The sequence below is a fragment of the Agrobacterium albertimagni AOL15 genome (assembly GCF_000300855.1).
Lineage (GTDB): Bacteria > Pseudomonadota > Alphaproteobacteria > Rhizobiales > Rhizobiaceae > Allorhizobium > Allorhizobium albertimagni.
Genome location: NZ_ALJF01000002.1, coordinates 157,950 through 182,017 on the forward strand (window position 1 = coordinate 157,950; position 24,068 = coordinate 182,017).

The 24,068-nt window shown below is 61.9% G+C and carries 21 protein-coding genes and 2 riboswitches; of the genes, 5 read left to right on the top strand and 16 right to left on the bottom strand.

The window, feature by feature from the left end; genetic code table 11:
• Positions 1-93: 93 nt before the first annotated feature.
• From metA to QWE_RS01580, 3 genes are all read right to left on the bottom strand, one after another.
• Positions 94-1,023, bottom strand: a complete 930-nt coding sequence (gene metA, locus QWE_RS01570) for a homoserine O-acetyltransferase MetA (protein WP_006724305.1) — start codon at positions 1,021-1,023, stop codon at positions 94-96.
• 91 nt (positions 1,024-1,114) lie between these two features.
• A riboswitch (SAM riboswitch) is annotated at positions 1,115-1,192 on the bottom strand.
• 350 nt (positions 1,193-1,542) lie between these two features.
• Entirely contained in the window at positions 1,543-1,749 is a 207-nt protein-coding gene (locus QWE_RS01575) for a DUF1737 domain-containing protein (RefSeq protein ID WP_006724307.1), read from the bottom strand.
• On the bottom strand, positions 1,746-2,666 hold the full coding sequence (locus tag QWE_RS01580) for an HpcH/HpaI aldolase/citrate lyase family protein (RefSeq protein ID WP_006724308.1): 921 nt from the start codon (positions 2,664-2,666) through the stop codon (positions 1,746-1,748). The genes QWE_RS01575 and QWE_RS01580 overlap by 4 nt, the downstream gene beginning before the upstream one ends.
• A 110-nt stretch (positions 2,667-2,776) precedes the next feature.
• Between QWE_RS01580 and QWE_RS01585 the strand changes: the two genes are divergently transcribed.
• Both QWE_RS01585 and leuD read left to right on the top strand, forming a co-directional pair.
• Positions 2,777-3,007 (top strand): hypothetical protein, encoded by a 231-nt coding sequence (locus QWE_RS01585; protein ID WP_006724309.1) that lies wholly within the window; start codon positions 2,777-2,779, stop codon positions 3,005-3,007.
• 164 nt (positions 3,008-3,171) lie between these two features.
• Positions 3,172-3,777, top strand: a complete 606-nt coding sequence (gene leuD, locus QWE_RS01590) for a 3-isopropylmalate dehydratase small subunit (RefSeq protein ID WP_006724310.1) — start codon at positions 3,172-3,174, stop codon at positions 3,775-3,777.
• Between the two features lie 58 nt (positions 3,778-3,835).
• On the opposite strand, the gene QWE_RS01595 is transcribed toward leuD, so the two are convergent.
• A complete protein-coding gene (locus tag QWE_RS01595) occupies positions 3,836-4,768 on the bottom strand; it encodes a pyridoxal-phosphate dependent enzyme (RefSeq protein WP_006724311.1) in 933 nt (310 codons plus the stop codon).
• A gap of 176 nt (positions 4,769-4,944) precedes the next feature.
• Here QWE_RS01595 and leuB point away from each other — a divergent pair, with 176 nt between their 5' ends.
• Both leuB and QWE_RS01605 read left to right on the top strand, forming a co-directional pair.
• A complete protein-coding gene (leuB, locus tag QWE_RS01600; RefSeq protein WP_006724312.1) occupies positions 4,945-6,057 on the top strand; it encodes a 3-isopropylmalate dehydrogenase in 1,113 nt (370 codons plus the stop codon).
• Positions 6,058-6,377: 320 nt separating this feature from the next.
• Positions 6,378-7,250, top strand: a complete 873-nt coding sequence (locus tag QWE_RS01605; RefSeq protein ID WP_006724313.1) for an RNA polymerase factor sigma-32 — start codon at positions 6,378-6,380, stop codon at positions 7,248-7,250.
• A 66-nt stretch (positions 7,251-7,316) separates the two neighbouring features.
• Here the strand turns inward: QWE_RS01605 and QWE_RS01610 are convergent, their stop codons facing one another.
• From QWE_RS01610 to QWE_RS01640, 7 genes are all read right to left on the bottom strand, one after another.
• Positions 7,317-8,843 (bottom strand): M48 family metalloprotease, encoded by a 1,527-nt coding sequence (locus tag QWE_RS01610; RefSeq protein ID WP_040299276.1) that lies wholly within the window; start codon positions 8,841-8,843, stop codon positions 7,317-7,319.
• Between the two features lie 223 nt (positions 8,844-9,066).
• Complete coding sequence (locus QWE_RS01615; RefSeq protein WP_006724315.1) at positions 9,067-9,810, bottom strand: thiamine ABC transporter ATP-binding protein; 744 nt, start codon at positions 9,808-9,810, stop codon at positions 9,067-9,069.
• The gene (locus QWE_RS01620) at positions 9,800-11,455 is read right to left on the bottom strand and encodes a thiamine/thiamine pyrophosphate ABC transporter permease ThiP (RefSeq protein ID WP_006724316.1); all 1,656 of its coding nucleotides are present in this window, start codon (positions 11,453-11,455) and stop codon (positions 9,800-9,802) included. Before QWE_RS01620 ends, QWE_RS01615 begins: the two co-directional genes overlap by 11 nt.
• 6 nt (positions 11,456-11,461) lie before the next feature.
• Positions 11,462-12,433: a thiamine ABC transporter substrate binding subunit gene (gene thiB / locus QWE_RS01625; RefSeq protein WP_420804538.1), complete on the bottom strand. Its 972-nt coding sequence runs from the start codon at positions 12,431-12,433 to the stop codon at positions 11,462-11,464.
• 94 nt (positions 12,434-12,527) lie between these two features.
• Positions 12,528-12,642, bottom strand: a riboswitch (TPP riboswitch).
• Positions 12,643-12,763: 121 nt separating this feature from the next.
• Positions 12,764-14,593, bottom strand: coding sequence for an ABC-F family ATP-binding cassette domain-containing protein (locus QWE_RS01630; protein WP_006724318.1), 1,830 nt, complete (start codon positions 14,591-14,593; stop codon positions 12,764-12,766).
• Positions 14,594-14,597: 4 nt separating this feature from the next.
• Complete coding sequence (locus tag QWE_RS01635) at positions 14,598-15,251, bottom strand: thiamine diphosphokinase (protein WP_006724319.1); 654 nt, start codon at positions 15,249-15,251, stop codon at positions 14,598-14,600.
• 224 nt (positions 15,252-15,475) lie between these two features.
• Entirely contained in the window at positions 15,476-15,766 is a 291-nt protein-coding gene (locus QWE_RS01640; RefSeq protein WP_006724320.1) for a hypothetical protein, read from the bottom strand.
• A gap of 364 nt (positions 15,767-16,130) precedes the next feature.
• Between QWE_RS01640 and QWE_RS01645 the strand changes: the two genes are divergently transcribed.
• Complete coding sequence (locus tag QWE_RS01645) at positions 16,131-16,970, top strand: AAA family ATPase (RefSeq protein ID WP_006724321.1); 840 nt, start codon at positions 16,131-16,133, stop codon at positions 16,968-16,970.
• A gap of 124 nt (positions 16,971-17,094) precedes the next feature.
• On the opposite strand, the gene bfr is transcribed toward QWE_RS01645, so the two are convergent.
• The 5 genes from bfr to QWE_RS25440 form a co-directional block, all read right to left on the bottom strand.
• Positions 17,095-17,580 (bottom strand): bacterioferritin, encoded by a 486-nt coding sequence (bfr, locus tag QWE_RS01650; protein ID WP_006724322.1) that lies wholly within the window; start codon positions 17,578-17,580, stop codon positions 17,095-17,097.
• A 203-nt stretch (positions 17,581-17,783) separates the two neighbouring features.
• Positions 17,784-18,107, bottom strand: a complete 324-nt coding sequence (locus QWE_RS01655; RefSeq protein WP_006724323.1) for a hypothetical protein — start codon at positions 18,105-18,107, stop codon at positions 17,784-17,786.
• A 120-nt stretch (positions 18,108-18,227) separates the two neighbouring features.
• Complete coding sequence (locus tag QWE_RS01660; RefSeq protein ID WP_006724324.1) at positions 18,228-21,584, bottom strand: error-prone DNA polymerase; 3,357 nt, start codon at positions 21,582-21,584, stop codon at positions 18,228-18,230.
• A 16-nt stretch (positions 21,585-21,600) separates the two neighbouring features.
• Positions 21,601-23,181, bottom strand: a complete 1,581-nt coding sequence (locus tag QWE_RS01665; RefSeq protein WP_167539681.1) for a Y-family DNA polymerase — start codon at positions 23,179-23,181, stop codon at positions 21,601-21,603.
• Positions 23,069-23,998: a hypothetical protein gene (locus QWE_RS25440; RefSeq protein ID WP_006724326.1), complete on the bottom strand. Its 930-nt coding sequence runs from the start codon at positions 23,996-23,998 to the stop codon at positions 23,069-23,071. The genes QWE_RS01665 and QWE_RS25440 overlap by 113 nt, the downstream gene beginning before the upstream one ends.
• Between the last annotated feature and the right edge of the window lie 70 nt (positions 23,999-24,068).

A 24,068-nucleotide genomic window follows, 5' to 3' on the forward strand; every position in this document is an offset into this window, starting at 1 on the left:
GGATGACAATGGCTCGGTTCGTCGGCGGCGGCATCCTGTCATAGCGGACCCCGCCTGTCCTGGCAAAATCCGCTGCCGTCCCCCGTGCCGCTGTCAGCCTGCCAGATCCTTGCCGATCTCGTTCAGATCGTATGGCGTCATCTGGTAGATTTCGTTGATCCAGTTGCCGAACAGAAGATGCGCGTGGCCGCGCCAGCGGTTGAGCGGTGTCAGCGTGTCGTCATTGTGCGGGAAATAATTGTGCGGCAGCTTGATCGGAATGCCCGATGACTTGTCGCGGAAATATTCGTCGCCGAGCGAGGTCGAGTCATATTCGACATGGTTGAACATGTAGAGGCGGTTCGCCCGTTTCTCCTGCACCAGGCACACACCCATCTCGTCGGATTCGAGCAGGATCTCCAGTTCCGGCACCTTCTCGATGTCTTGGCGACGGACTTCCGTCCAGCGCGAGACCGGCACCTGGAAGTCATCGGAAAAACCGTTCAGATAAACGGACGAGGGCGCAAGATTACGGTGGCGATACACCCCGAAAGCCTTCTCCTTCAACGCATGCTTCGGCACCCTGTGGAAGTGGTAGATCGCTGCCATGCCGCCCCAGCAGACATTCATGGTCGAATGCACGTTGGTCTCGGTCCAATTGAGGATCTCTTCCAGCTCCGGCCAGTAAGTAACCTCCTCGAAGGGCAGCGTCTCGACAGGTGCGCCGGTGATGATGAAGCCGTCGAATTTGCGATCCTTTACCTCGTCCCAGGTCTGGTAGAAGGAGAGCAGATGCTCTTCTGGCGTGTTCTTGGCCTTGTGGCCGCCAACGCGCACCAGCGTCAGCTCCACCTGCAGCGGCGAGGCACCGATGAGGCGGGCGAACTGCACCTCGGTCTTGATCTTGTTCGGCATGAGGTTGAGCAGGCCGATCTGCAACGGGCGAATGTCCTGGCGGATGGCCACGGTTTCGGTCATCACCCGCACGCCCTCATGCACGAGGGTCTCAAAGGCGGGCAGCGTATCGGGGATCCTGATCGGCATCTTACTCTCGACTTTCCTTGTCACGGCGGTTTCAGACCGCGGAAACAAAAATACCGGCAGCTTTCATATCGCCACCGGTCCTCGGAAAGTCTTCAAACTCGCCTCGGCCCTTTAGCGACTTATTTTACGTGGCTGCAAGCCGGCCGGCCAAATCACCACGGAACACGAGGCCTTTTACGCCTGTCGGGGATGCGAATCAATGGGGAAGGCAATCGCTGCCTTTGCCCACCTCACCCGCAAGGGTGAGTGCTTCTGGCGCCTCGTCGGATCCTCGGGTTTAACCCGAGGGCAAGCATCACCCGAACGGGAGGGAGCGATCCCGACCGGCGGCGAAGCTTGGGTTTTTGACATCGACATATCCCCTCACCCTGAGGTGCCCGACATCGTCGGGCCTCGAAGGGCCAGGCCACAGTTACTGAAGAATAAGAGGGGTGCTTCGAGGCCCGCGATTCTCGCTGGCACCTCAGCATGAGGGCATCGAGACGCAAGCTTAGAGCCCCTCTCCCATGATGCAGCGCCTTACTGCTCTCCGAGCTTTATCGACGGATCGTATTCCTTGCCATGCACCGTCTTCACCACGGCCTGGCCGCAATACAGCTTGTTCTCGGCGGCGTTGAAGGTGTGGCTCGGCGAGCCGTGCAGCTCCCAGCCCTTGTTGAGCGCGTCGGTGACGCGGTGGCAGAAGCTCGAATCATCCGGGCCGGTGAGGAAACGATAGACTTTCATGGCTTGTCCTTTCTGGCGTTGATCATTTCGACCTTGGCGAGAAGGCGGGCCGCCTCCTCGGCATGCAGTCGCTCGATCATGCGGCCATCGATGTTGATGACGTTGAGGCCCGCATGGGCCGGGTCGGTAAAGGCGTCGGCCACCAGACGGGCCTCCGCGATGGCAGCCTCCGAGGGGCCGAAATGGTGGTTGGAGGGCTCGACCTGGGCCGGATGGATCAGCATCTTGCCGTCGAAGCCCATGGCCCTTCCTTGAGCGCATTCGTCCGAGAAGGCTTCGAGGTCGCGGAAATCGTTCGACACGCTGTCGATCACGTCGAGACCATAGGCGCGGGCGGCGAGCACGACCTGCATCAGGTAGGTAACCAGATAGGTGCGTCCGGGGGCTGCTGGAATGCCGGTCGCCTTGCGCAGGTCGTTCAGCCCTAGAACGAAGGCATCGAGCCGGCTGTCGCTGGTGCGTCCCGAAGAAGCAATCGCTGCCGCATTGAGCACACCGCGCGGCGTTTCGATCATGGCCCAGATCCTGAGACCTTCCGCCGCATCCTGTTCGCCGATCAGGTCCGCCACGTCCTGAACCGTGACCGGTTCCTCGACTTTGGGAAGCAGCACGGCGTCGGGCTGGCACTGCAAGACGAGGCGCATGTCCTCGCGGAAATGGGGTGTGTCGGAGGCATTGATCCTGACGATGCGTTCCCGATGGCTAAGATCGGCATTTTGCAGGAATTCCAGAAGCTTGTGCCGGGCGTCGGCCTTCCGGTCTTCGGCGACGGAATCCTCGAGATCGAAGATGACGGCATCGCAATCGAGGCCCGTCACCTTGTCCAGGGCGCGGTCGTTGATCGCGGGCACCGTCAGCACGGATCGGCGAAGGCGGGACGGGTGGTGAAAGCGAAAGGAGGAAGCCTCTGATGTCATGGTCGAGTTCTGGCAAGCTTTGGCCGGCCACGCAAGATGACAATTGGGTGAAAGGCCCTTGCAAAGCCTTGGGATAAGGACCACTTTGGAAAGTGCGAAAGGACACGAACATGCAGAACATCCGCTCCGCCGCCTATGCCCTCGTTGGCCTCGCTTTTGTCGGCCTCGCCGCCGCCTTTGCGGTGTCGCTCACTCTGGTGATCGGCGCACTCCTGACCGTGACGCTCGGCGCCCGCATGCTGATGGGCAAGACGAAGCGTGCACCGGCCTATGTGAAAGCCAAGCGTCGCGAAGACGTCCGCGTCTGGAACGACGGCAAGGGCACGATCATCGATCTTTGATCTGGCCGCAGGCCGATCCATTATCTCACCTATCCATCGGGTGAGATCTCCTTTCCGTGCGGAAGACGGCGACAGAGCTTCTTCAAGATTCTCCTTCAAATTTCTGCGGTTTTGCTCTATGGGCGGGGCATCACACGCGCATTAGCCAGATCGAAGGCAGACTGATGGACAAGTTCGTAAAGCTCACCGGTGTCGCGGCACCGCTTCCGGTCGTCAATGTCGACACGGACATGATCATCCCCAAGGATTACCTGAAGACGATCAAGCGCACCGGTCTCGGCACCGGCTTGTTCGCCGAGGCTCGCTACAAGGAAGACGGTTCGGAGAACGCGGATTTCGTTCTGAACAAGCCAGCCTATCGCAATGCGCAGATCCTCGTTGCCGGCGACAATTTCGGTTGCGGTTCCTCGCGCGAGCATGCCCCGTGGGCGCTTCTCGACTTCGGCATCCGCTGCGTGATCTCCACGTCCTTCGCCGACATCTTCTACAACAATTGTTTCAAGAACGGCATTCTGCCGATCGTCGTCAGCCAGGAAGACCTGGACAAGCTGATGGATGATGCGTCGCGCGGGTCCAACGCCGTGCTGACCGTCGATCTGGAAGCTCAGGAAATCACCGGTCCTGACGGAGGCAAGATCGCCTTCGAAATCGATGCCTTCAAGCGCCATTGCCTGCTGAACGGCCTCGACGATATCGGCCTGACGCTTGAGAAGGGGGCCAGCATCACGACCTTCGAGCAGTCCAACGCTACCCAGCGTCCCTGGGCCTGAGCCGGTCTCAAGTGCTGAATTGATGAAGCCGGGCTCGCGCCCGGCTTTTTCTTTGCCCTCAGAGGAAACGGGCCCGCCAGGCTTCAAGCGCTGCGAGCGACACGCCGATCCCGCCGCACACCTCGATCAGCGGTGCTTTGAAACGCGACAGTCGATCCGCATGCACATCGGTCACAGCAAGGGCTGCACCGCAGGCGGGCTCGACGAGAATGCGCTGGGCATCGGCGAATTTCAGGCAGGCCGCAACAGCCTCGGCGTCGGTCACCGTGACACTTTCGATCGGATGGGTTTCGAGAAGATCGAAGACATGTTGCGCGACCTGCCGGGCGCCAAGCGAGTTGGCGATCGAGGTGATCGCCGGAAGCGTCACCCGTTCTCCTGCCAGGGCGGCAGCGTGGAACGAGGCGGCGCCTTCCGTTTCGACTGCGATGACGGGCACATCGCTAAGCCCGTTTCGGCGCAATCCTTCAACGATGCCGGCGAGCAGGCCGCCGCCGCCGACGCTCGTCACCACGCAATCGAACTCTGCACCTGATTTGACCACCTCGTCGATGAGCGTTGCGTGGCCCTCCCAGAGGAGCGGATGATCATAGGGATGGACGTATGCGGCCTTGCGTTCGGCCGCGAGCGCCACCGCATGGGCATTGGCCTCGTCGAAGACGGACCCGTGGACCATGACCTTGGCACCCGTTGCGGCAATCCGCGTGCGGACCTCGGCGGACGTGGTTTCCGGTACGACGATGGTGACTGGCACGCCAAGCGCCTTGCCAGCGACGGCCGCCGCAATGCCGGCATTGCCGCCAGAGGCGCAGAAGATTTCCTTCGCCCCCTTGGCGACCTCGTGTTGGCAGAGCAGTCCCACCCCGCGCAGCTTGAAGCTGCCGGAAGGCTGCAAGGCATCGAGCTTCAGCCAAAGAGGCAGGCCGCTTTTGCTGTAGTCGGCGGAAGTGCGCAGGAGTGGCGTTTCGATATGAAGGGGAGAAAGGGGCATGGGGCACTCGGGAATGCTGGAGGGATGCAGATCTTTTGGACCTCGGAAACAGCCTGGTCAACCGTGCAGCCCTTGCGCGGAATGGCCGGAAGCGTACCGTTTCGGGCCTATCTCGCTTGAAATGACCCTGACCCGCGCGTAAGACACCGCAACTTCTTTTCGAGTGGAGGGTTTCCATGACGGCTCGCAATCTTCTCCTTTTGCCCGGTGACGGTATCGGCCCCGAGGCCATGGCCGAAGTCCGCAAGATCATCGCCTATATGAACGAGGCACAGAGCGCCGGCTTCGTCACCGACGAAGGTCTCGTCGGCGGTTCCGCCTATGATGCGCATGGAGCGGCGATTTCGGAAGAAGACATGGCGAAGGCGCTTGCCGCCGATGCCGTTCTTTTCGGTGCCGTCGGTGGTCCGAAGTGGGATGACGTTCCTTACGACGTGCGCCCTGAAGCCGGCCTTCTGCGTCTGCGCAAGGATCTCGAACTCTTCGCCAACCTGCGTCCCGCCATCTGCTATCCGGCGCTCGCCAACGCTTCCTCGCTGAAGCCGGAATTGGTCGAGGGTCTCGACATCCTCATCGTCCGTGAACTGACCGGCGGCGTCTATTTCGGCGAGCCGAAGACGATCACCGATCTCGGCAATGGCCAGAAGCGCGCCGTCGACACACAGGTCTACGACACCTACGAGATCGAGCGCATCGCCGCCGTCGCCTTCGAACTGGCCCGCACCCGCAATAATGCCGTCTGCTCGATGGAAAAGCGCAACGTCATGAAGTCGGGCGTCTTGTGGAACCAGGTGGTTACCGCGACGCACAAAGAGAAGTTCTCCGACGTGAAGCTCGACCACATGCTGGCCGATGCCGGCGGCATGCAGCTGGTGCGCGCGCCGAAGCAGTTCGACGTCATCGTCACCGACAACCTGTTCGGCGACATGCTCTCCGACGTTGCTGCCATGCTGACCGGTTCGCTCGGCATGCTGCCGTCGGCCTCGCTTGGTGCACCGGATGCGAAGACCGGCAAGCGCAAGGCGCTTTACGAGCCGGTGCATGGTTCGGCACCCGACATTGCCGGCAAGGGGATTGCCAACCCGATCGCGATGATCGCCTCCTTCGCCATGTGCCTGCGCTATTCGTTCAACATGGTCACGGAAGCCGATCGTCTCGAAAAGGCGATTGCTAACGTGCTCGACAAGGGCATCCGCACCGGCGACATCATGGCCGACGGTTGCCGCCAGGTCGGCACGGTCGAAATGGGCGATGCGATCCTCGAAGAGTTCAAGGCTCTTTCGGCCTGATCCATCCATCTGAAGTCTGATCTGACGGCGCGGGGCAACCCGCGCCGTTTTGCGTTTCGGCGTCATCGCGACCAGCTTGGGCCCGCCCTTTCTCTCACTTCACCGTGATCGCCCCTGTTCGACAGAAGGTCGCACCCCAGGCGGCAATCCGAAGGGGCATGCGTGGCGTAATGGTGCTCAGACAAGCAGATGAGACTGATGAAACCACCGCCCTTGTTCGTCATTGTCGGAACCTGACCGGGACTGAGCCGTTCAGCAGATAATGCCGGCAAATAGGCCTGCAAGAGGCCAGCGGTCCCGAGAGACCATGGAGATGTTCGATGAAAGCCACATCCGCTGACAGACACATCATAAAGTATGCCATGTCACAGCCCTATCTGGAGCGCGAGGAAGAGCTCGACCTAGCGATCCGCTGGAAGGAAAATGACGATCAAGGGGCGCGTAATCGCATCGCCCAGGCGCATATGCGGCTGGTCATCGCCATGGCCTCAAAGTTCCGTGGTTTCGGACTTCCCCTCAACGATCTGATCCAGGAAGGCTATATCGGCCTTCTCGAGGCGGCTGCCCGCTTCGATCCGGGTCGCGAGGTCCGTTTCTCGACCTATGCCGGCTGGTGGATCCGGGCCTCGATGCAGGACTATATCCTGCGCAACTGGTCGATCGTCCGCGGTGGCACCAGTTCGAGCCAGAAAGCGCTGTTCTTCAATCTGCGCCGACTTCGCGCCAAGCTCGCCCAGGGCGACAATCGCCTCTCCGATCAGGCCATCCATCAAGAAATCGCCTCGGCGCTTGGCGTCAGCCTCTCCGACGTGCAGTCGATGGACGCGCGCCTGTCCGGCAACGACGCCTCACTTCAGACCCCTGTTGCCGGTCGCAACGGCGAAGGCACCGAACAGCTGGATATGCTGGAGAGCAATGAAGCGCTGCCGGATGAGCAGGTTACCTCGATCATCGATGGTGAGCGCTGGAACGGCTGGCTCAGGGATGCGATGAACCGCCTCAACGAGCGTGAGAGCCGGATCATCAAGGCCCGTCGTCTCACCGAAGATGGCGCGACACTGGAAGAACTGGGTGCCGAGCTTGGGATTTCGAAGGAGCGCGTCCGTCAGATCGAGACGCGAGCGCTGGAAAAGCTGAAGCTTGCCCTGACCGACAAGGCTCCTGCTGCTTCGCGCTATGAAATGGCTTATTGAGAGATCCCGAATACCCTTAAAAGCCGGCCTTGTGCCGGCTTTTTTGTTGGCTTGATTTCAGGGACTTTATTCGGAAATGATCTTGACGCGCGTACCGGGCGCGACTGTCGAGGTCGGGCCGAGGGCGTTGATCAAGCGGAAGAGTTCGAGCTTACGATCGGTGCCCATCATACGGGCAGACAGAGTGCCGACCGAGTCGTTAGGACCGACCGTCACCACGCGGACGCGCAACGGCTTCAGCGAGGCTGCTTCCTGTGGCGTGATCCGGCGGAAGGAAGCGCGCAGCTGGGCGGCCGTGGTTTCCAGTGCCGGGCTGCCCTTGGGCACTGCGGTCAGGAAGCGGAAGATCTGCGGGCCGATGCGGATGACGGTGATATCGAAATCCCAGCGATCGGCGGAGGCACGGGCGGTCGCCGCTTCCAGTCCGTTGACGCTGACGGTGCGGATCGTATCCGGCAGGAGACCGGTTACCCAGCCGCTCGAAATATAGTTCGGCAGGCTGATCTTCTGACTGTCGGCCACGCCGTCGAAACGGATGGCCACGTCGCCAGGTCCGGTGGCGAGGACGGCCTCGACCTTGTTATCGATCTGGAAGCCCTGGGGCACGTCGAAGCGGATCCCGAGCTGTCCATGCAGGAAGGTCTGGCCACGGACGAAGCCCTCCTGGGGGCTGTCGCCATAGAGCAGGCCATCGATGCCATTCAGATAATATTCGCGGCCTGTTTCGCCGTGGCTGCCTTCTGGACCGAAGGCGCGGGCATGGCGCTTGGCCAGTTCCACACGCTGCGGCGCGTTCGGATGGCTCGAGAGGAAGTCGAGGCTCTGGTCGGCATCGGGGTCGACCGAGCTGAACTGGCTGTAGCGGGCCATGGAATCGAGGAAGCGTGCGGCGGCGTAGGGGTCGTAACCAGCTTCACCCAGCGTGCGCACACCGATGACGTCGGCCTGCAGTTCCTGTTGGCGCGAGAAGGCGGCAAGGCGCAGCTTGCCGCGAGCCAGCGCCTGCTTGCCGGCGAGATCGCTCGACAGAACCTCGGCGACGACGCGGCTCGCAATCACTTCCGCCTCTTCACGACGCTGGCGTTCGATGCCGTGGTTGGCGGTCACGTGCGCCATTTCATGGCTGAGAACGGCTGCGACTTCCGATGCGTCGTTGGCGAGCGCCAGGAGACCGCGTGTCACGTAGAGATAGCCACCGGGAAGTGCGAAGGCGTTGATCGCCGGCGAATTCAGGATGGTGATGCGATAGGACTGGTTCGGGTTTTCCGAGACGGCGGTCAGGGCGCCGGCGATGCGGGCGACCAGGCGTTCGGTCTTGGCGTCGGAATATTCACCGCCATAGGATGCGACGATGCGCGGGTGTTCACGGGCACCCATCTGGGCGCGCGGATCGCCCTTCTGCACTTCGTCGACGATCTGCGGATTGCTGGAGGGCGCAACTGATGGCTCGTAGGCCTGTTCGAATACCGACTGGCAGGACGAGAGCACGAGACCGGCCGAGACGAGCACGGCAACACTCGACGCAAGCCTGAAGGGCCGGCGCCGCCGATCCGTTTCGGCAGCTATCGCGCTGTTCCGGCTCAAAAACTGCATCCTGCCCCTTCACCCTGTTCCCGAACGACCACCAAGCCGGCGATATCCGGGTGCAGCATCCAATTGCCTTCAGCCGATATCCGCATTGTGCTGATCCGGCAGCATTTCACATAGTGCGAAAACACCGCTCGCTCCAGAAGATAGTCACGCCGTAGCAAATGACCAATGCTCTTGCTGAAGGAACAACCATTCCAAACGCGCATGGCAGGCGCGGGCGACCAAATTAAGGCGATTCGGGTGCAATCGGTGCCACGCCGAGGAAGTCGCTTACGGCTGTGACATCGGTTCTCGCGAGAAAATCACTTTTCGATGCATTCACTAGCACTTGGCCGTTTTCGAGGAAGACGACCTGGTCCGCCAAACGCAAGATGTCACGAGGATCGTGGGTGACGAGCAGGATGGTGGCCGCTGTTTCGGCATGAAGTTCTGCAAGCAGGTCAACCATCGCGCTCCGCAAACCCGGATCGAGTGCGGCGAAGGGCTCGTCGAGGAGCAGGATCGGGCGGCTGCGGACCAAGGCGCGAGCGAAGGCTGCCCGCTGCCGCTCTCCGCCCGAGAGCGAACCCGGCAGCCGCCGCTCGTAGCCTGCAAGGCCGACCCGCACCAGAGCGGCGGAGATCGCCTTGCGGTCGGCCGGCGTCAGGCGCAGGCCCGGATGAACTCCAAGGCCGATATTGGTGAAAAGATCGAGATGGGCAAAGAGGTTGTTGTCCTGGAAGACCAGCGAGATCGGCCGCTCCGCTGGCGCCAGATCCGTCACATCTTGTCCCGCGATTTCGATCCGACCCTTGTCGGGTTGCTCGAAGCCGGAGACGAGGTTGAGCAGGGTGGACTTGCCCGATCCGGACGGGCCGGCAATCGCGGTAATCTTGCGGGCATTGATACCGAAATCGAAGTGAAAGTCGCGCTGGCCGAGTGTCAGTCGCACCGCATCGAGGCGAATCGCCGTTGAAGTCTCATCGCGCATCGGGGGCCTCCCGTTCACTTGCCTGACGTGTTCCCGGCGCTCCGAGGAGCGCGAGGAGGAGGCATACCATACCGAGCAATAGGGCAAGTCCATCGGCATCGGTGCTGCGGTAGCTTCCCATGGACGCATAGATGAGGGCGGGTAGGGTCATGATGTTTTCCGAGCCGAACAGGGCGACTGCTCCGAGATCTCCTAAGGAAAGTGCCATGGCGAAGGCGAGCGCGGTGAGAAATGGCCGCTTCAGCTCCGGCCAGTCGACCCGGCGCAGACGCTGAGCGACGGAGAGACCGAGGCTTTCGGCAAGGCGCCCCGTGCGCGCACGGTGCTCGCGATAGGCCGGCTCCAGCACGCGCACGGCGAACGGCAGGGCCATCAGGGCATTGATGCCGGCGACGATCAAGGGCGCGAAGCTTGCGATCTCACCGCTCCGTCGGAGCGCCAGAAACCAGCCGGTGGCAAGCACGCTAGTTGGGACAAGCAGAACCAGCGATGACAGAGAGGCGAGCGCGATCGACATGGCGCGGTTGCCGACATTCCGGTTTCGCAGCGTGTCGATTTCAGTTCTTGCTGCGACCGCGCCAAAGGCAAGCAGTGTCGCCGTAGCGCCCGACACGAGCGCCACCAGCAGGCTGGTCAGAGCTGCCTGCTGGAAGGCCGATTGCGATATCAGCCGAGCGAGATCTGCCTGTAGTCCCGAGACAACGACCTGGCCAAGCGGCAGGATGAGGAAAAGGCCTGCCAGGGAAAGCAGCAGGGCGTCGATCAAGCGGACGAGCGGGCGTCGACCATCGAAACGGTGGAAACGCCGCCCGCTGGTGACGCCGGTGTCGGAGGCTGCCGGCAGCAGGCTGAGGCCGATGAGGATGACGCCGGTGACCGTGATCTGCAGCAGCGCCAGCGATACGGCGCGCTCCGGATTGAAGTCGAAGCGCAGCGCCTGATAGATGGCGACCTCGATTGTCGTTGCCGCAGGGCCCCCGCCGAAGATCAGCACCAGCGTGAAGCTCGTCACGCAAAGCATGAAGATCAGACCCGCGGCTCCCGGGATGACCCGCGCCAAGACGGGCCACTCGATGAAGCGGAATGTGGCGATCGGCGACAGGCCGAGGCTCGCCGACATCCGCCAGTATTCGGCCGGCACGCGCTCCAGGGCTGACAGCATCAGTCGCGTGGCCAGCGGCAGGTTGAAAAAGACATGGGCAATCAGAATTCCGGTCAGGCCGTAGACGGAGATGGGCTGCGACAGACCGAGGCTTACCAAGGCATCGTTGACGATGCCGTTGCGACCGAATATCCCGATCAGACCCAGAGCACCGATCAGAACCGGTAAACCCATGGGAACGGCCATCAGGCGGATCAGCCAGATACGTCCGGGAAAAGCCGGCTGACGGGCAAGCGCGCTGACCACGGGCAGGGCAAGACCGACGGAGATGAGCGTCGACAGAAACGCCTGCCAGAGGGTGAATGACAGCACCGAACGAACGACGGGATCGCCAAAGGCCTGCAGAATGCCACCGGTCATTCTCCCGGCGAGCAGTGCGGAGAGGGCGATGCCGACGAAAGCCGCCACGGCCAGCAAAACCAAAAGGCCGCCCGCGAATGCGGGCAGCCTCTGACGTCTCGACTGGTGAAGCGGTCGGAGCATCCGGTGTCAATTCAACGTCATGGCCTTCAGCCATTCGTCGATCCAGGCCTGGCGGTTGGCTGCCACTTCGGCGGGGTCCATCAGGAAGGTCGTCTTCGGCTGGACAAGCTTGCCGAAGGCCTCCGGCAGGGGCTCAGAGGTTGCGGCGACGGGCATCATCCAGTTGTTGGTCGGGATGGTGTTCTGGAAGCCGGGCTCAAGCATGAAGGCGAGGAACTGGCGGGCGAGCTCCTTTTCCGGCGCATTCTTCAGAAGGCCTGCGACCTCGATCTGGATGTAATGCCCTTCGGAGAATTCGGCTGCCTGATAGCGGTCGGTCTCTTCGGCGACCATGTGATAGGCAGGCGAGGTCGTGTAGGAGAGCACCATCGGTGCCTCGCCCTTGGTGAACAGGCCGTAAGCTTCCGACCAGCCGGGGGTGACGGTCAGGACGCGATCCTTGAGCTTGGCCCAGGCTTCCGGCGCTTGGTCGCCATAGACCGACCTGACCCAGAGCAGCAGGCCGAGACCCGGCGTCGAGGTGCGTGGATCCTGGATGACGATCTTCTGGGCCGGATCGCCCTCGACCAGGTCCTTGAGGCTCGTCGGCGGGGTCGTGATGACCTCGGTGTCGTAGATCACGGCGAAATGGCCGTAGTCATAGGGCAGGAAGACATCGTCGCTGAAACCGCCGGGCACTTGGACCGCAGACGCGTCGACGCTGTGGGCTTCGAACAGGCCGGTCTGCTTGGCTTCCTCGACGAGATTGGTATCGAGGCCTAGCACGACATCGGCCTTCGAGGTCTCGCCTTCCAGCTTCAGGCGCGTGAGCAGTGCCACGCCATCGGCGACGCCGACGAAATTGACGGTGCAGTCGCAGGTCTGTTCGAAGGCTTCCTTGACCTTGGGGCCGGGACCCCATTCCGAGACGAAGCTTTCATAGGTGTAGACGGTCAGCGTCTTGTCGGCGGCGAACGTCGGGGAGACGAAGCCGATCATGGCAGCTGTAACGCCGCCGATAAACAGGGAAACAGTCTTGGGTCGCATGGCGCCCTCCTCCTTCATCATCATAACTGTCGGGATAGGGCGCTTTGCGATCGACGCGTCTAATCCCTCCGCCGGTGTTAACCGGATCAGGTTCCGCGGGTTGGCTGACGCCTCTCAGCATTTCGGTCCCGAAGGATCGAAAGGCACCCCGTTAGAGCACTGTGGAGATAGCGCGACTGGCACGGTTCTGCAAGGACCCGAACCCTTGGCACGAGACTGGAACATGGAAGATGGAGGGGCAGGAGGGAGGGTGCCCGATGGAGGGCAAGACAGAGGAGGGCCTCAGCCCTCCAATTCCTCGCGCAGCATTTCGAGGTCCAGCCATTCCTCTTCCATACGCGTGATGTCGGCACGCAGCTTTTCCATTTCGGCGGCGAGCTTGTTGAACGTCGCCGGGTCCTTAGTGAAGAGGTTGGGATCGGCCATCCTGGCCTCGCGGGCGGCGATTTCCTTTTCGGCCTTTTCCATTTCCTTCGGCAGATTTTCGAGCGCGAATTTCTGCTTGAAGGAAAGCTTGCCCTTGCTGTTTGCGCTGCCGGCCGGTTTGCCGCCGGAAGCCTCGAGAACCTTCGCCTTCTCGGCCTTTTCGACCCGTTTGCGCTCGTCCTCGACGCCCTTGCGCTGGGCGAGCATGTCGGAATAGCCGCCGGCATATTCGATCCAGCGACCGTCGGGTGCGTCCGGATTGGCCGGTGCGATGGTCGAGGTCACGGTGCGGTCGAGGAAGTCACGGTCGTGGCTGACGAGGATGACCGTGCCGGAATAGCCGGCAACGATTTCCTGCAAAAGATCGAGCGTTTCGATGTCGAGATCGTTGGTCGGTTCGTCGAGGATCAAGAGGTTTGAGGGCTTTGCCATGATGCGCGCCAGCATCAGGCGGGCGCGCTCGCCGCCCGAGAGGTTGCGGATCGGCGTGCGGGCCTGTTCCGGCTGGAAGAGGAAGTCCTTCATATAGCCGGTGACATGCTTCTGCTCGCCATTGACCAGAAGGTTGTCACCACGGCCGTCGGTCAGGTAGTGGGCAAGCGTGTCATCCGGGTTCAGGTCCTCGCGCTTCTGGTCGAGAACGGCGATCTCCAGATTTGTGCCGAGCTTCACCGAGCCCTCGTCCGGCGAGAGCTGACCCGTCAGCATCTTCAAAAGCGTCGTCTTGCCGGCGCCGTTCGGGCCGATCAGGCCGATGCAATCACCGCGATGAACGCGGATCGAAAAGGGCGCGACGATGGTCCGATCGCCATAGGTCTTGGTGATCTTGTCCGCCTCGATGACGAGCTTGCCGCTTTCCTTGCCTTCGGTGGCCGTGGCCTGGATCGTGCCTTGCGGCCCCTTGTGTCCACGGTAATTGGCGCGCAGTGCCTGGAGATTTCCGAGGCGGCGCATGTTGCGCTTGCGGCGTGCAGTCACGCCATAGCGCAGCCAGTGCTCTTCGCGCTCGATCTGGCGACCGAGCTTGTGCTGTTCGATCTCTTCCTCTTCCAGCACCTGGTCACGCCATTCCTCGAAATGGGCAAAGCCACGGTTCAGCCGGCGCGATTGGCCGCGATCGAGCCAGACGGTGGCGGTCGAGATCTTTTCGAGGAAACGTCTGTCGTGTGAAATCAGGACAAGCGCGCTGCGGCTCTTCGACAGCTCGCCTTCGAGCCATTCGATGGTCGGCAGGTCGAGATGGTTGGTCGGCTCGTCGAGCATCAGGATGTCCGGCTCGGGCGCCAGCACCCGGGCAAGGGCCGCGCGGCGGGCTTCCCCGCCGGAGAGACGGGTCGGATCTTCCTGGCCGGTCAGGCCGAGATGCTCGAGCAGATAGGTGACGCGATAGGGATCATCGCCCGGTCCAAGGCCGGCCTCGGCATAGGCCTGGACGGTTGCATAACCGGCAAAATCCGGTGCCTGCTCCAGGTAGCGGATGGTCGAGGACGGATGGCGGAAAACTTCGCCGGACTGCGCTTCGACGAGGCCGGCGGCAATCTTCATCAGCGTTGATTTGCCAGAACCGTTGCGGCCAACCAGGCAGATGCGGTCGCCAGGCTCCACCTGCAGGCCGGCGCCGGCGAGCAAAGGCGTTCCGCCGAAGGAGAGTTGGATATCGTCAAGTTTCAGAATGGGAGGTGCCAAGGCATCAGGCTCCGGAAAGATCGTAGGGGCGGGCGAGCAGAATTGCTCTGCCACGGGACAGCGAGACCGAGATCGGTCCTTCGGCGATGTTGGATATCGTGCGCGACGAGCCGAAGGGCAGACTGAAGTCCTGCAATGGATAGCGTGCGTTGCGGATCGTAAGCCCTTCGAGCGTGGTAAAGCCGAGCACCGAGAAAAGCGCGCCTTTTGGCATTTCGAGAGCCAGTTCGCTGTCCGCGGCGAAAGGATAGGCTTCTTCCTCGCCGGAGGTCAGGACCACCTCATAACCGTCTTCGACGAGGCCGAGGGCGTTCAGATAATGTTGCAGCGCGTGATCGGAGCGTTCGCCGCCGAGGGCGCCGACGCAGATCAACCGGGTGGCGCCGCGCGCGATTGCTTCCGCAACCGCGATTTCCCCGTCGGTGACGGCCTTTGCTGCCGGATAGCTGCGGCGTTCCACAGTCGGAAAACGGGCGATCAATCCGGTGTCGCTGCTGTCGAAGTCTCCGACCCAGAGCTCCGGGGTCACGCCGAGGCTTTCTGCATGGCGCATGCCGCCATCGGCCGCAATCACGCGGCTTCCTCCGGTCAGCGCCCGCAGGCGGTCGGTAACGGCGAGGCTTCCGCCGAGAAGAAGGGTGAAAGAGGTCGTGGTCATGCGCCTGCCCTTAGCGCATCTTCGCCAAAAAGGGAAAGGCGAATGCGTCGCAGACTGTGCTTGGCTGCTTGTCAAACGGCTCCCCGGACCAGCCGTTTCAGGCATGGTCCGGGTCGAGGGATTTCAGCGCTTCTTGGGAGAAGCGGCCTCGGCACTCTTGATCTGAGTGGTGAAGCTCGAAACCGCGGTCGCAGCCGGCTTGGCCTTGTCCTGCTTCGGCTTTCTTACTTCGCGGTTCGAACGCTGTTGGCCTTTAGCCATGAGGTGCTTTCCTTTTTCGGGGTGCTTGCGGGAGCCGCCGTCCGGGCGGATGCGTTGCTGCGGCTGGGATCAATATCGGTTTCGGCGATGCAGCGATCGAAGCTCTCGCTTTCGAAGCGGACGCGGTACTGGCGGCTTCCGCCGGTCTCGGGGAGCGTCGCCAGCACCTTGCAGGCGCCATTGCTGCGGGCGAGGCGGACAGGGCCGTCTTTCAGCGTCACTGTGTCGCCGATGGAATACAGGTGTCTGGTCATGGGGATCTCCTGCAGCTGGGAGGCTGCGGTCGGGACAGACATCCTTGTGACCTGCGGTTCGGACGAAACGTCCCGCCGGTCTATAGGAGCCTGCCGTTCTACGAGGCATTGCGGCCGGACCAATTGGTCCAGACTGCGAATATGGGGTCGAGGAGAAGGTCGGTGATGTCCGGAGCCCGAAATTCCGTCCTTGCGGATGGGGCACTTGCAGACGGACACGCATCAGCGTTCATGGAATGTAGCCTGTCAGATTGCCGGGAAAATACAAGCTTTTTCTGGTAAGCGGGCGAAAGCCGTGCCTATGCTTGCACCCTGTCAGATGCGTCATTAGGTTGCGGCCGAGGATGAACGAGGCTCAGATATGATGCAGTTTCAGGGTACCGCAGACTATGTGGCAGACAAGGATCTGATGATTGCGGTCAATGCCGCCATCCGGCTGGAGCGGCCTTTGCTCGTCAAGGGAGAACCGGGAACCGGCAAGACCGAGCTTGCCCGGCAGGTGGCGGCGGCGCTCGGGCTCGATATCCTGGAGTGGAACGTCAAATCGACCACCAAGGCGCAGCAGGGGCTCTATGAATATGACGCCGTTTCGCGCCTGCGTGACAGCCAGCTCGGCGATGAGCGGGTGAATGACGTGAAGAACTACATTCGCAAGGGCAAGCTGTGGCAGGCCTTTGCCACGGAAACGAAATGCGTGCTGTTGATCGACGAGATCGACAAGGCGGATATCGAGTTTCCCAACGATCTGCTGCAGGAACTCGATCGGATGGAGTTCCACGTTTACGAGACCGGGGAGACGATCAGCGCAAAGATCCGGCCGATCGTCATCATCACCTCGAACAACGAGAAGGAGCTACCGGACGCCTTCCTGCGGCGCTGCTTCTTCCACTACATCCGCTTTCCCGATGCAGAAACGCTGCAGCGGATCGTCGAGGTTCACTATCCCGGTATCAAGAAGACGCTGCTGCGCAATGCGCTGACCCAGTTTTACGAGATCCGCGAGACCCCCGGGCTGAAGAAGAAGCCGTCCACCTCGGAGGCGCTCGACTGGATCCGGTTGCTCGTGGCCGAAGACGTCGACCCCGCCGATCTGCGCGGCGAGGCGAAGAATGCCCTGCCGAAGCTGCATGGGGCGCTTCTGAAGAACGAGCAGGACGTGCATCTCTTCGAGCGCCTCGCCTTCATGGCGCGGCGAGATCGGTGAGTTCGCAATTGCGCGGAGACGCTGATGCCAAGCGTCGACACTTGGTATAAGAGCGCGTGCATGCCTGCCCCCAAAAACGAAAAAAGCCCCGCAAGCGGGGCTTTCGTGAAGAGCGGATGGCGGTTTACTCGGCGTTGTCTGCGGAATCCGCGTTGAGCTGACCGTATTTTTCTTCGCCGATCTTGGAGAGAAGCTCGAGCTGGGTCTCCAGGAAGTCGATATGGCCTTCTTCGTCGATCAACAGCTGTTCGAAGATCTTCATCGAGACGTAATCGCCGGCCTGATAACAGATGTCGCGCGAGGCCTTGTAGGAGGTGCGGGCATCGTATTCGCCGGCGAGATCCGCTTCGAGCACTTCCTTGACGTTCTGGCCGATGCGCAGCGGTGCAACGGTCTGGAGGTTTGGGTGACCTTCGAGGAAGATGATCCGATCAATGATCTTGTCGGCGTGCTGCATTTCCTCGATCGACTCGGCCCGCTCCTTCTTGGCGAGCTTCGTGTAGCCCCAATCGTTGAGCAGGCGGTAGTGCAGCCAGTACTGATTGACCGCACCGAGCTCGAGGAACAGCGCTTCGTTGAGCCGTTCAATGACCTTCGGATCACCCTTCATAATGTTCGTCCCTTGTATGAATTGAATGGCGCAACTCTAGCGCCAGCGCTGCCACCTGTCGAGCCTTTTTTAGAAGTATTCTAATTCTTGGGCTTGCGCGCAAGACTCCGCCGGGCGAATTGCATTCGCCGTATCATAGCACTGGGATGTGACGGGGAATCGTTCTGGCGCCCAAGCGGTGGGCTGATGCCGATGCAGTCGTCTCAGCCGGCCGCGCGCTTGGCTGTCAGCATGGCCTGGCGCCGTTCGGCCAGCGCTGCCTTCTGCTCTTCGTGGAACTGCTTGAGGCGTTCCATGAAGTTGATGACCTTGGTTTCTTCGGTCTGGCGGAGGGCGTGATATTCTTCGGTGGTGCGAATGATCAGGTCGACGACATTCGGAAAACAGCCGCAGCAGCGGCCGCGCTTGTTCATGGCATGGTAGACCTTACCCGGAACAATCAACTGCCAACAGTCTTCGTCCAGCATCTCGTTGATGACTGACTTGATGTCTTTGTCGGTGATGTAATTGCAGCTGCAGACCAGCATGGACGGGGCACTCGTCAAACATGACATTCACTCTCGCCTTTCTCGTAAACCAGATGGCCTTTGTCAAGAAAAATCGCGGATAGGGCAGCATATGTGACCGTCGCCCGAAGCGTCGATCCGTCAGTGGAAGTTCCGCCCTTTCGGCATCAGGTCCGCCATGGCGCTGCGGCGAGGATGGCCGGGCGGAGGGGCTGCTGCTATGGAGGGACGCGGGACCTTGTCCCGTTTCGCCTGTCTCTGATCGACGCCCGGGCGACGAACTTCATCCGCATGGGCGAGCGTGTCGAAGGTCTTGAGATCTTCGAGCAGGAGGCCGAGCCTGGAGCTGGCGTCGACCAGATGGTCTGCGACCACATGGATGACGCCATGCGCCTTCTGCAGGCGTCCGCGCAGGGCGACCAGCCGCGCGCCCATAACGATCGGTCGGTAACGTTCGAACACCTTCGGCCAGACAATGACATTGGCTGTGCCCGTCTCATCCTCCAGCGTCATGAAGATGACACCCTTTGCCGAACCCGGTCTTTGGCGGACAAGGACTAGGCCTGCAATCTCAACCTTGGCGCCATGGGAAAGGCTTTCGAGATCGGTCGCCGATTTAAGCCCGGCCCGCTGCATGGCCTGGCGGAGGAATGAAACGGGATGCGCCTTCAGGGAGAAGGTCAGGCTGCGGTAATCACTTAAGACCTCCTCGCCTGGCAACATGCGGGGAAGGACCATTTCCGCCTCGTGCTGCAGATTTTCCTGTGGGGCTGCCTCGAAGAGCGGCAGGACTTCGACGGCGGCCTCTCCATCGAGGGCCTGAGCCGCCCACAGTGCCTCCCGACGCGACAGTCCAAGGGAGGAAAAGCAGTCGGCATCGGCGAGTTTCTCGATGACGGGGCGGGCAAGCCGCGTGCGCAGCCACAGGTCGCGAACGGAATCATAACCCTTACCGCGTTGCGAAACGAGGATATCCATGGCCTCCTTCGGTATGCCCTTGATCTGGCGAAAGCCGATGCGAACGGCCTTTTTCGTTCTGATGACGCCGGCCATGGACCGATGACGGCTGGCGATGCGGGCGGGATCGAAGCCGCCCGCCTCTTCCTCATGACTTTCGAGCAGGCAGTCCCAGGTCGAGTGATTGATGCCGACCGGGCGGATATCGACGCCGTGATCGCGGGCATCGCGCACGAGCTGGGCGGGGGCGTAGAAACCCATGGGCTGTGAATTCAGGATCGCGGCACAGAAGACATCCGGATAGAAGGCCTTGAACCAGCAGGAGACATAGACGAGCAGGGCGAAGGAGGCGGCATGGCTTTCGGGGAAGCCGTATTCGCCGAAGCCCTCGATCTGGCTGAAGCAGCGGGCGGCAAAATCCGGATCGTAGCCATTGGTCACCATTCCCTCGATCATGCGCTTCTGGAAGCTGGAAACCTGGCCGGTGCGGCGGAAGGTGGCCATGGCACGGCGCAGCTTGTCGGCCTCTCCCGGGGTGAAACCGGCAGCCGTGATGGCGATCTGCATGGCCTGCTCTTGGAAAAGAGGGACGCCCAGCGTGCGTTTCAGCACGCTGCGCAGTTCATCGCTCGGATAGTCGATCGGCCGGCCGGCCAGCACGTCCTCCCGTCGCTTCAGGTAAGGGTGGACCATGTTGCCCTGGATGGGGCCTGGCCGGACGATCGCCACCTCGATGACCAGATCATAGAACTCGCGGGGCTTCAGCCGCGGCAGCATGCTCATCTGGGCGCGGCTTTCGATCTGGAAGACGCCGATCGTGTCGGCGCGGCAGATCATGTCATAGACCTCAGGGCACTGGTCCTGATTGACCGAGGCCAGCGTCTCGTGGCGATCGTAATGAATGGCCAGCAGCTTGAAGGCTTTGGCGAGGCAGGTGAGCATGCCGAGCGCGAGAACGTCGATCTTCAGGATCTTCAACGTGTCGAGATCGTCCTTGTCCCATTCGACCATGAAGCGGCCATCGGCCGTGTTCATGATCGGCACCACTTCATCCAGACGGTCGCGGGTGATGACGAAACCGCCGACATGCTGGGAGAGATGGCGGGGAAAGCCTTGCAGGGCCTGGGCGTAATCAAGCACGCGCCGGGTGGTGGCATCCTTGAGGTCGAGGCCTGCGGCCTTTGCCTGCTCCTCGGTGAAATCGCTGGTCCACCAGCCCCAGATCGAACCGGCAAGGGCGGACTGCACATCCTCTGACATGCCGAAGGCCTTCGCCACTTCGCGGCCTGCTGACCGGGCGCGATAGCTGATGACGGCCGCTGTCAGGGCGGCATGCTGGCGACCATAGGTTTCGTAGATGAAGCGGATCACATCCTCCCGCTTCTCATGTTCGAAATCGACATCGATATCCGGCGGCTCGTCGCGTTCCGTCGAGATGAAACGGTCGAACAGCAGCGTCGTCTTCTGCGGGTCGACTTCCGTGATGCCGAGGCAGAAACAGACGGCGGAATTGGCGGCCGAGCCGCGGCCCTGGCAGAGAATGCCTGCCTCCCTGGCATGGCAGACGATCCGGTAGACGGTCAAAAAATAGGGTTCGTAGCGCTTCTCCGCGATCAGTTTCAGTTCGTAGTCGAGGAGACCAAGGACCTTTTGTGGGATGCCCTCCGGATAGCGGTTGCGCGCGCCTTCATAGGTCAGTCGCCGCAGGGCCAGAGGCGGAGCCTCTCCGTCGAAAATCTCATCGGGATACTGATGCGACAATTCATCGAGAGAAAAATGAAGCCGGCTAAAGAAGTCGATATTGTTGTCCAGGGCCTCCGGCCAGGCGCGCAGCAGCCGGGCCATTTCCTCCGGGCTTTTCAAGTGTCGTTCGGCATGGGCGTGCAGGCGAAGCCCGGCTTCGGCAATCGTCACATGTTCGCGGATTGCGACGACCACATCGGCAACCGGCTTGCGATCCGGGGCGTGGTAAAGGGCGTCGTTGGTGGCGATCAGGGGAAGGCCGAGCCGTTTCGAAATTCCGTCAAGCTCCGCGAAATTCCTCTGGTCGGCGCCATCATGACGGGGAACGAGGCCGAGATACAGACGATCCGCCAGGCGAGGGCGGAGAGAGGCGAGCCGGCTTTCAAAGGCTTCGACATCGGCATGGTTTGCCAGCGGGGGTGGCATGGCGATGAACAGAAGATCCTCGCACCATGCCAGAAGATCCTTTTCCCACAGCGTGCAAACACCCTTTTTCGAGCGCAGGTTTCCCTCGCTCAGCAAACGACAGAGATTGCCCCATCCCTTGCGGTTCAAGGGATAGGCGAGAAGCTCAGGTGTTTCGTCGTCGAAGACGAGGCGGGCGCCAGGGCGGAATTCGAGACCATTCAATTTTGCAGCGGCATGCAGGCGGACAACACCGGCGACCGTGTTGCGATCGGCGAGGCCAAGGCCCGACAGGCCGAGAAACAGCGCTCGTTCCACCAGTTCCTCGGCATGGGATGCGCCGTCGAGGAAGGAGAAATTGCTGCGCAATCCGATTTCGTAAAACCTCTGCATCGTCACGGCTCCTGCCTCACGCGAAGAAGCCTTGAAGGAACCAGCTCGGCGTCACGGTGCGGCGCTCATAAAGACCCTCGCGATAGAGCCAGAAGCGCTGGCCGTCGGTATCCTCGATGCGGAAATAATCGCGTGGCGGGGCATCCTCGCCATCGGACCACCATTCCGGCGCCAGGCGCTCCGGGCCTTCGGCCCTGAGGATGCGTCGTTGCACACGGCGCCAGCGGAAGCTGGCCGGTGGACCATCCGGGACCACGGACATGACCTCGACCTCTTCAGGCCGATGGAGAAGGCGCAAGGGACGCAGGGCACGCGCCTGTCTCGCCGCCGTTTGAGGGCGAGACAAAGAGAGATCTGCCGCCTTCAGCGCATCGGCGGCCGGGGCATGTGTCGAGGCTCTCTCCGGCCAGTGGCTGGCCAGCGGCACGGGCAGACGCAGCGCCCGTTCTCCCAAGCGGGCGGCTACCTGGTCGAGGAAGCGCGTGAGATCTTCGCTGCCGTCCTCCTCGTCGGCAAGGGCGGACTGGCGCACTTCAAAGGCCTCGCTCAGGAGGACATTGAGGCGCACGAGTTCGAAGCCGAAGCCGGCATCGAGCTCATCATGGATGACGGAAAGGCGCTCCTCGAACAGGGTCCGGATGCGGCCTGGATCGCGCAAGGGGGCGGAGGCCCCGACCTCGATCCGAAAGACCTTGCCATCGACCCGGAAGACCAGAAGTTCGAACAGACGGCCCCCTTCACCACGGGCTTCGAGCGAGGTTTTCAAGCCGGCAGCCAGGCGGCCGGCGAGATCGAGGACCTGATCTTCGGTCATGATCGGTTCTGCGAGACGCCGTTCGGCCGAAAGCAGAGGCAGATGGCGTCGCGGCGAAATGGGTTCTCCCTCGTGTCCCAGCGCCTGATCGAGGCGAAGCATCGGACCCGCACCGAAGCGGCGGGTGATCGGCGCACGCGGGGCTGCGAGAAGATCCCCTATTGTTTTCAAGCCGACACGGGCGAGATTCATGACGATCTGCGGTTCGAGCCTGAGGGCCGCGATCGGCAGGGGAGCGAGTGCGGCTGCGGCCTCGGATGGGGCGACGCGCCGGGGGCCGTCAAAACGGCTGCAGGCACGGGCGAGACCAGGGGTCGGGCCGACGGCGATCTTGACCGCAAGGCCGAAGGCGGTCATGCGGCGATCAACGTCCTCGATCAGCCTTTCCTCGCCGCCGAAGAGATGGGCGCAGCCGGTGATATCCAGCATCAGTCCGTCATCGCCGTCGAGAGCCACCAGCGGCGTGTAGCGGTCACACCAGTCGGCGATGGCATCGAGAAGAGCGCGGTCGGCGGCCGGATCCGCTTCGATCACGTCGAGATCCGCACAAATGGCCCGGGCTTCCGCCAGCCCCTGTCCGATCCGCAGGCCGTAGCCTTCCGCGATCTCATCCAGTGCGGTGATCCGCATGGCATTGGCGGAACGACCGGCGCAGGCCAGTGGCGCCCGGTCAGGATGCGCGGTCGAGCCTTGGTGCAAACGCCACGAGAGACCCCAGCGCCGTCGGGCGATGCGGTCGGTCGGGAGCCTTGGGAAAAACAGCGAAAGAATGCGGCGATCCAAGGCTTGCGGGTTCGGGCTGCTCGAAAAGTTGAAGGCGGCGGTCATCGGAATTCCACTCCAGAATGAGTTCGGGTGAGCCCGGAATGCGGGATTTCTCAGGTGTGATGCGAAAGACTGACGACCCGATGCTGCCGCCCAGCAGGGACCCGTCGGCGAGGGATCGCGCCGCCGCCGGCGCGGGTTCGACAAACAGGCGAAGAAGAGCGCTCGACGCCTCTTCCTCGCCTGCCTGACGGAGGATCAACAGCCTGCCACCGGTGGCGCGTGCCTTGAGGCTCAAGCGCCGGCTCTCGGTGAGGCCGAATTTCTTCGGATTGCCCTGTACTTCGAGGAGCACGGTGGAAAAGGCACGGGAGGCAAGCGCTGCCTCGGCCAGCCAGAGCGCGTCCTCGATCCGGCGAGGCAGGGCATGCACCAATGCGGTCGACGACAGGCCGAAATCGAGGAGGCCAGGACCATAGGCGAGACCCGCTTCCCGGACGACCTGAGGATCGGCGATGAAGAGGAGGCGCTGCCTCTGCGTCTGGTTGTTCTCCGCGGCCATGAGGGCAAGCGCCAGCCCGAAGCCGGTCACCGTTCCCGCCTGTTGCAGCCTCTGTCCCCTCACTTCGATCAACGTCCCCCGGGCCAGGCTTTCACCCACAATGCTGTCGAAGAGATCGCGTTGCTCGAGCCTTTCATTCATGACCCTTTGTTTCGAGGCCGCGCCGGTAGGCTGGACCGTCAGACGCGCGGCATGGTCGGGCTTTCCCTCGATCCGGGCTATTGCCTCTCGCAAGGCAAAAAGCGTCTCGCGCGCCTGAGGGCTCTCGCCCATGACGATGTCTCCTGATCAATTGTTCTCTATTTGTTCCTATGGATTCCAGAGCTTTGCGAAAGAGTCAACC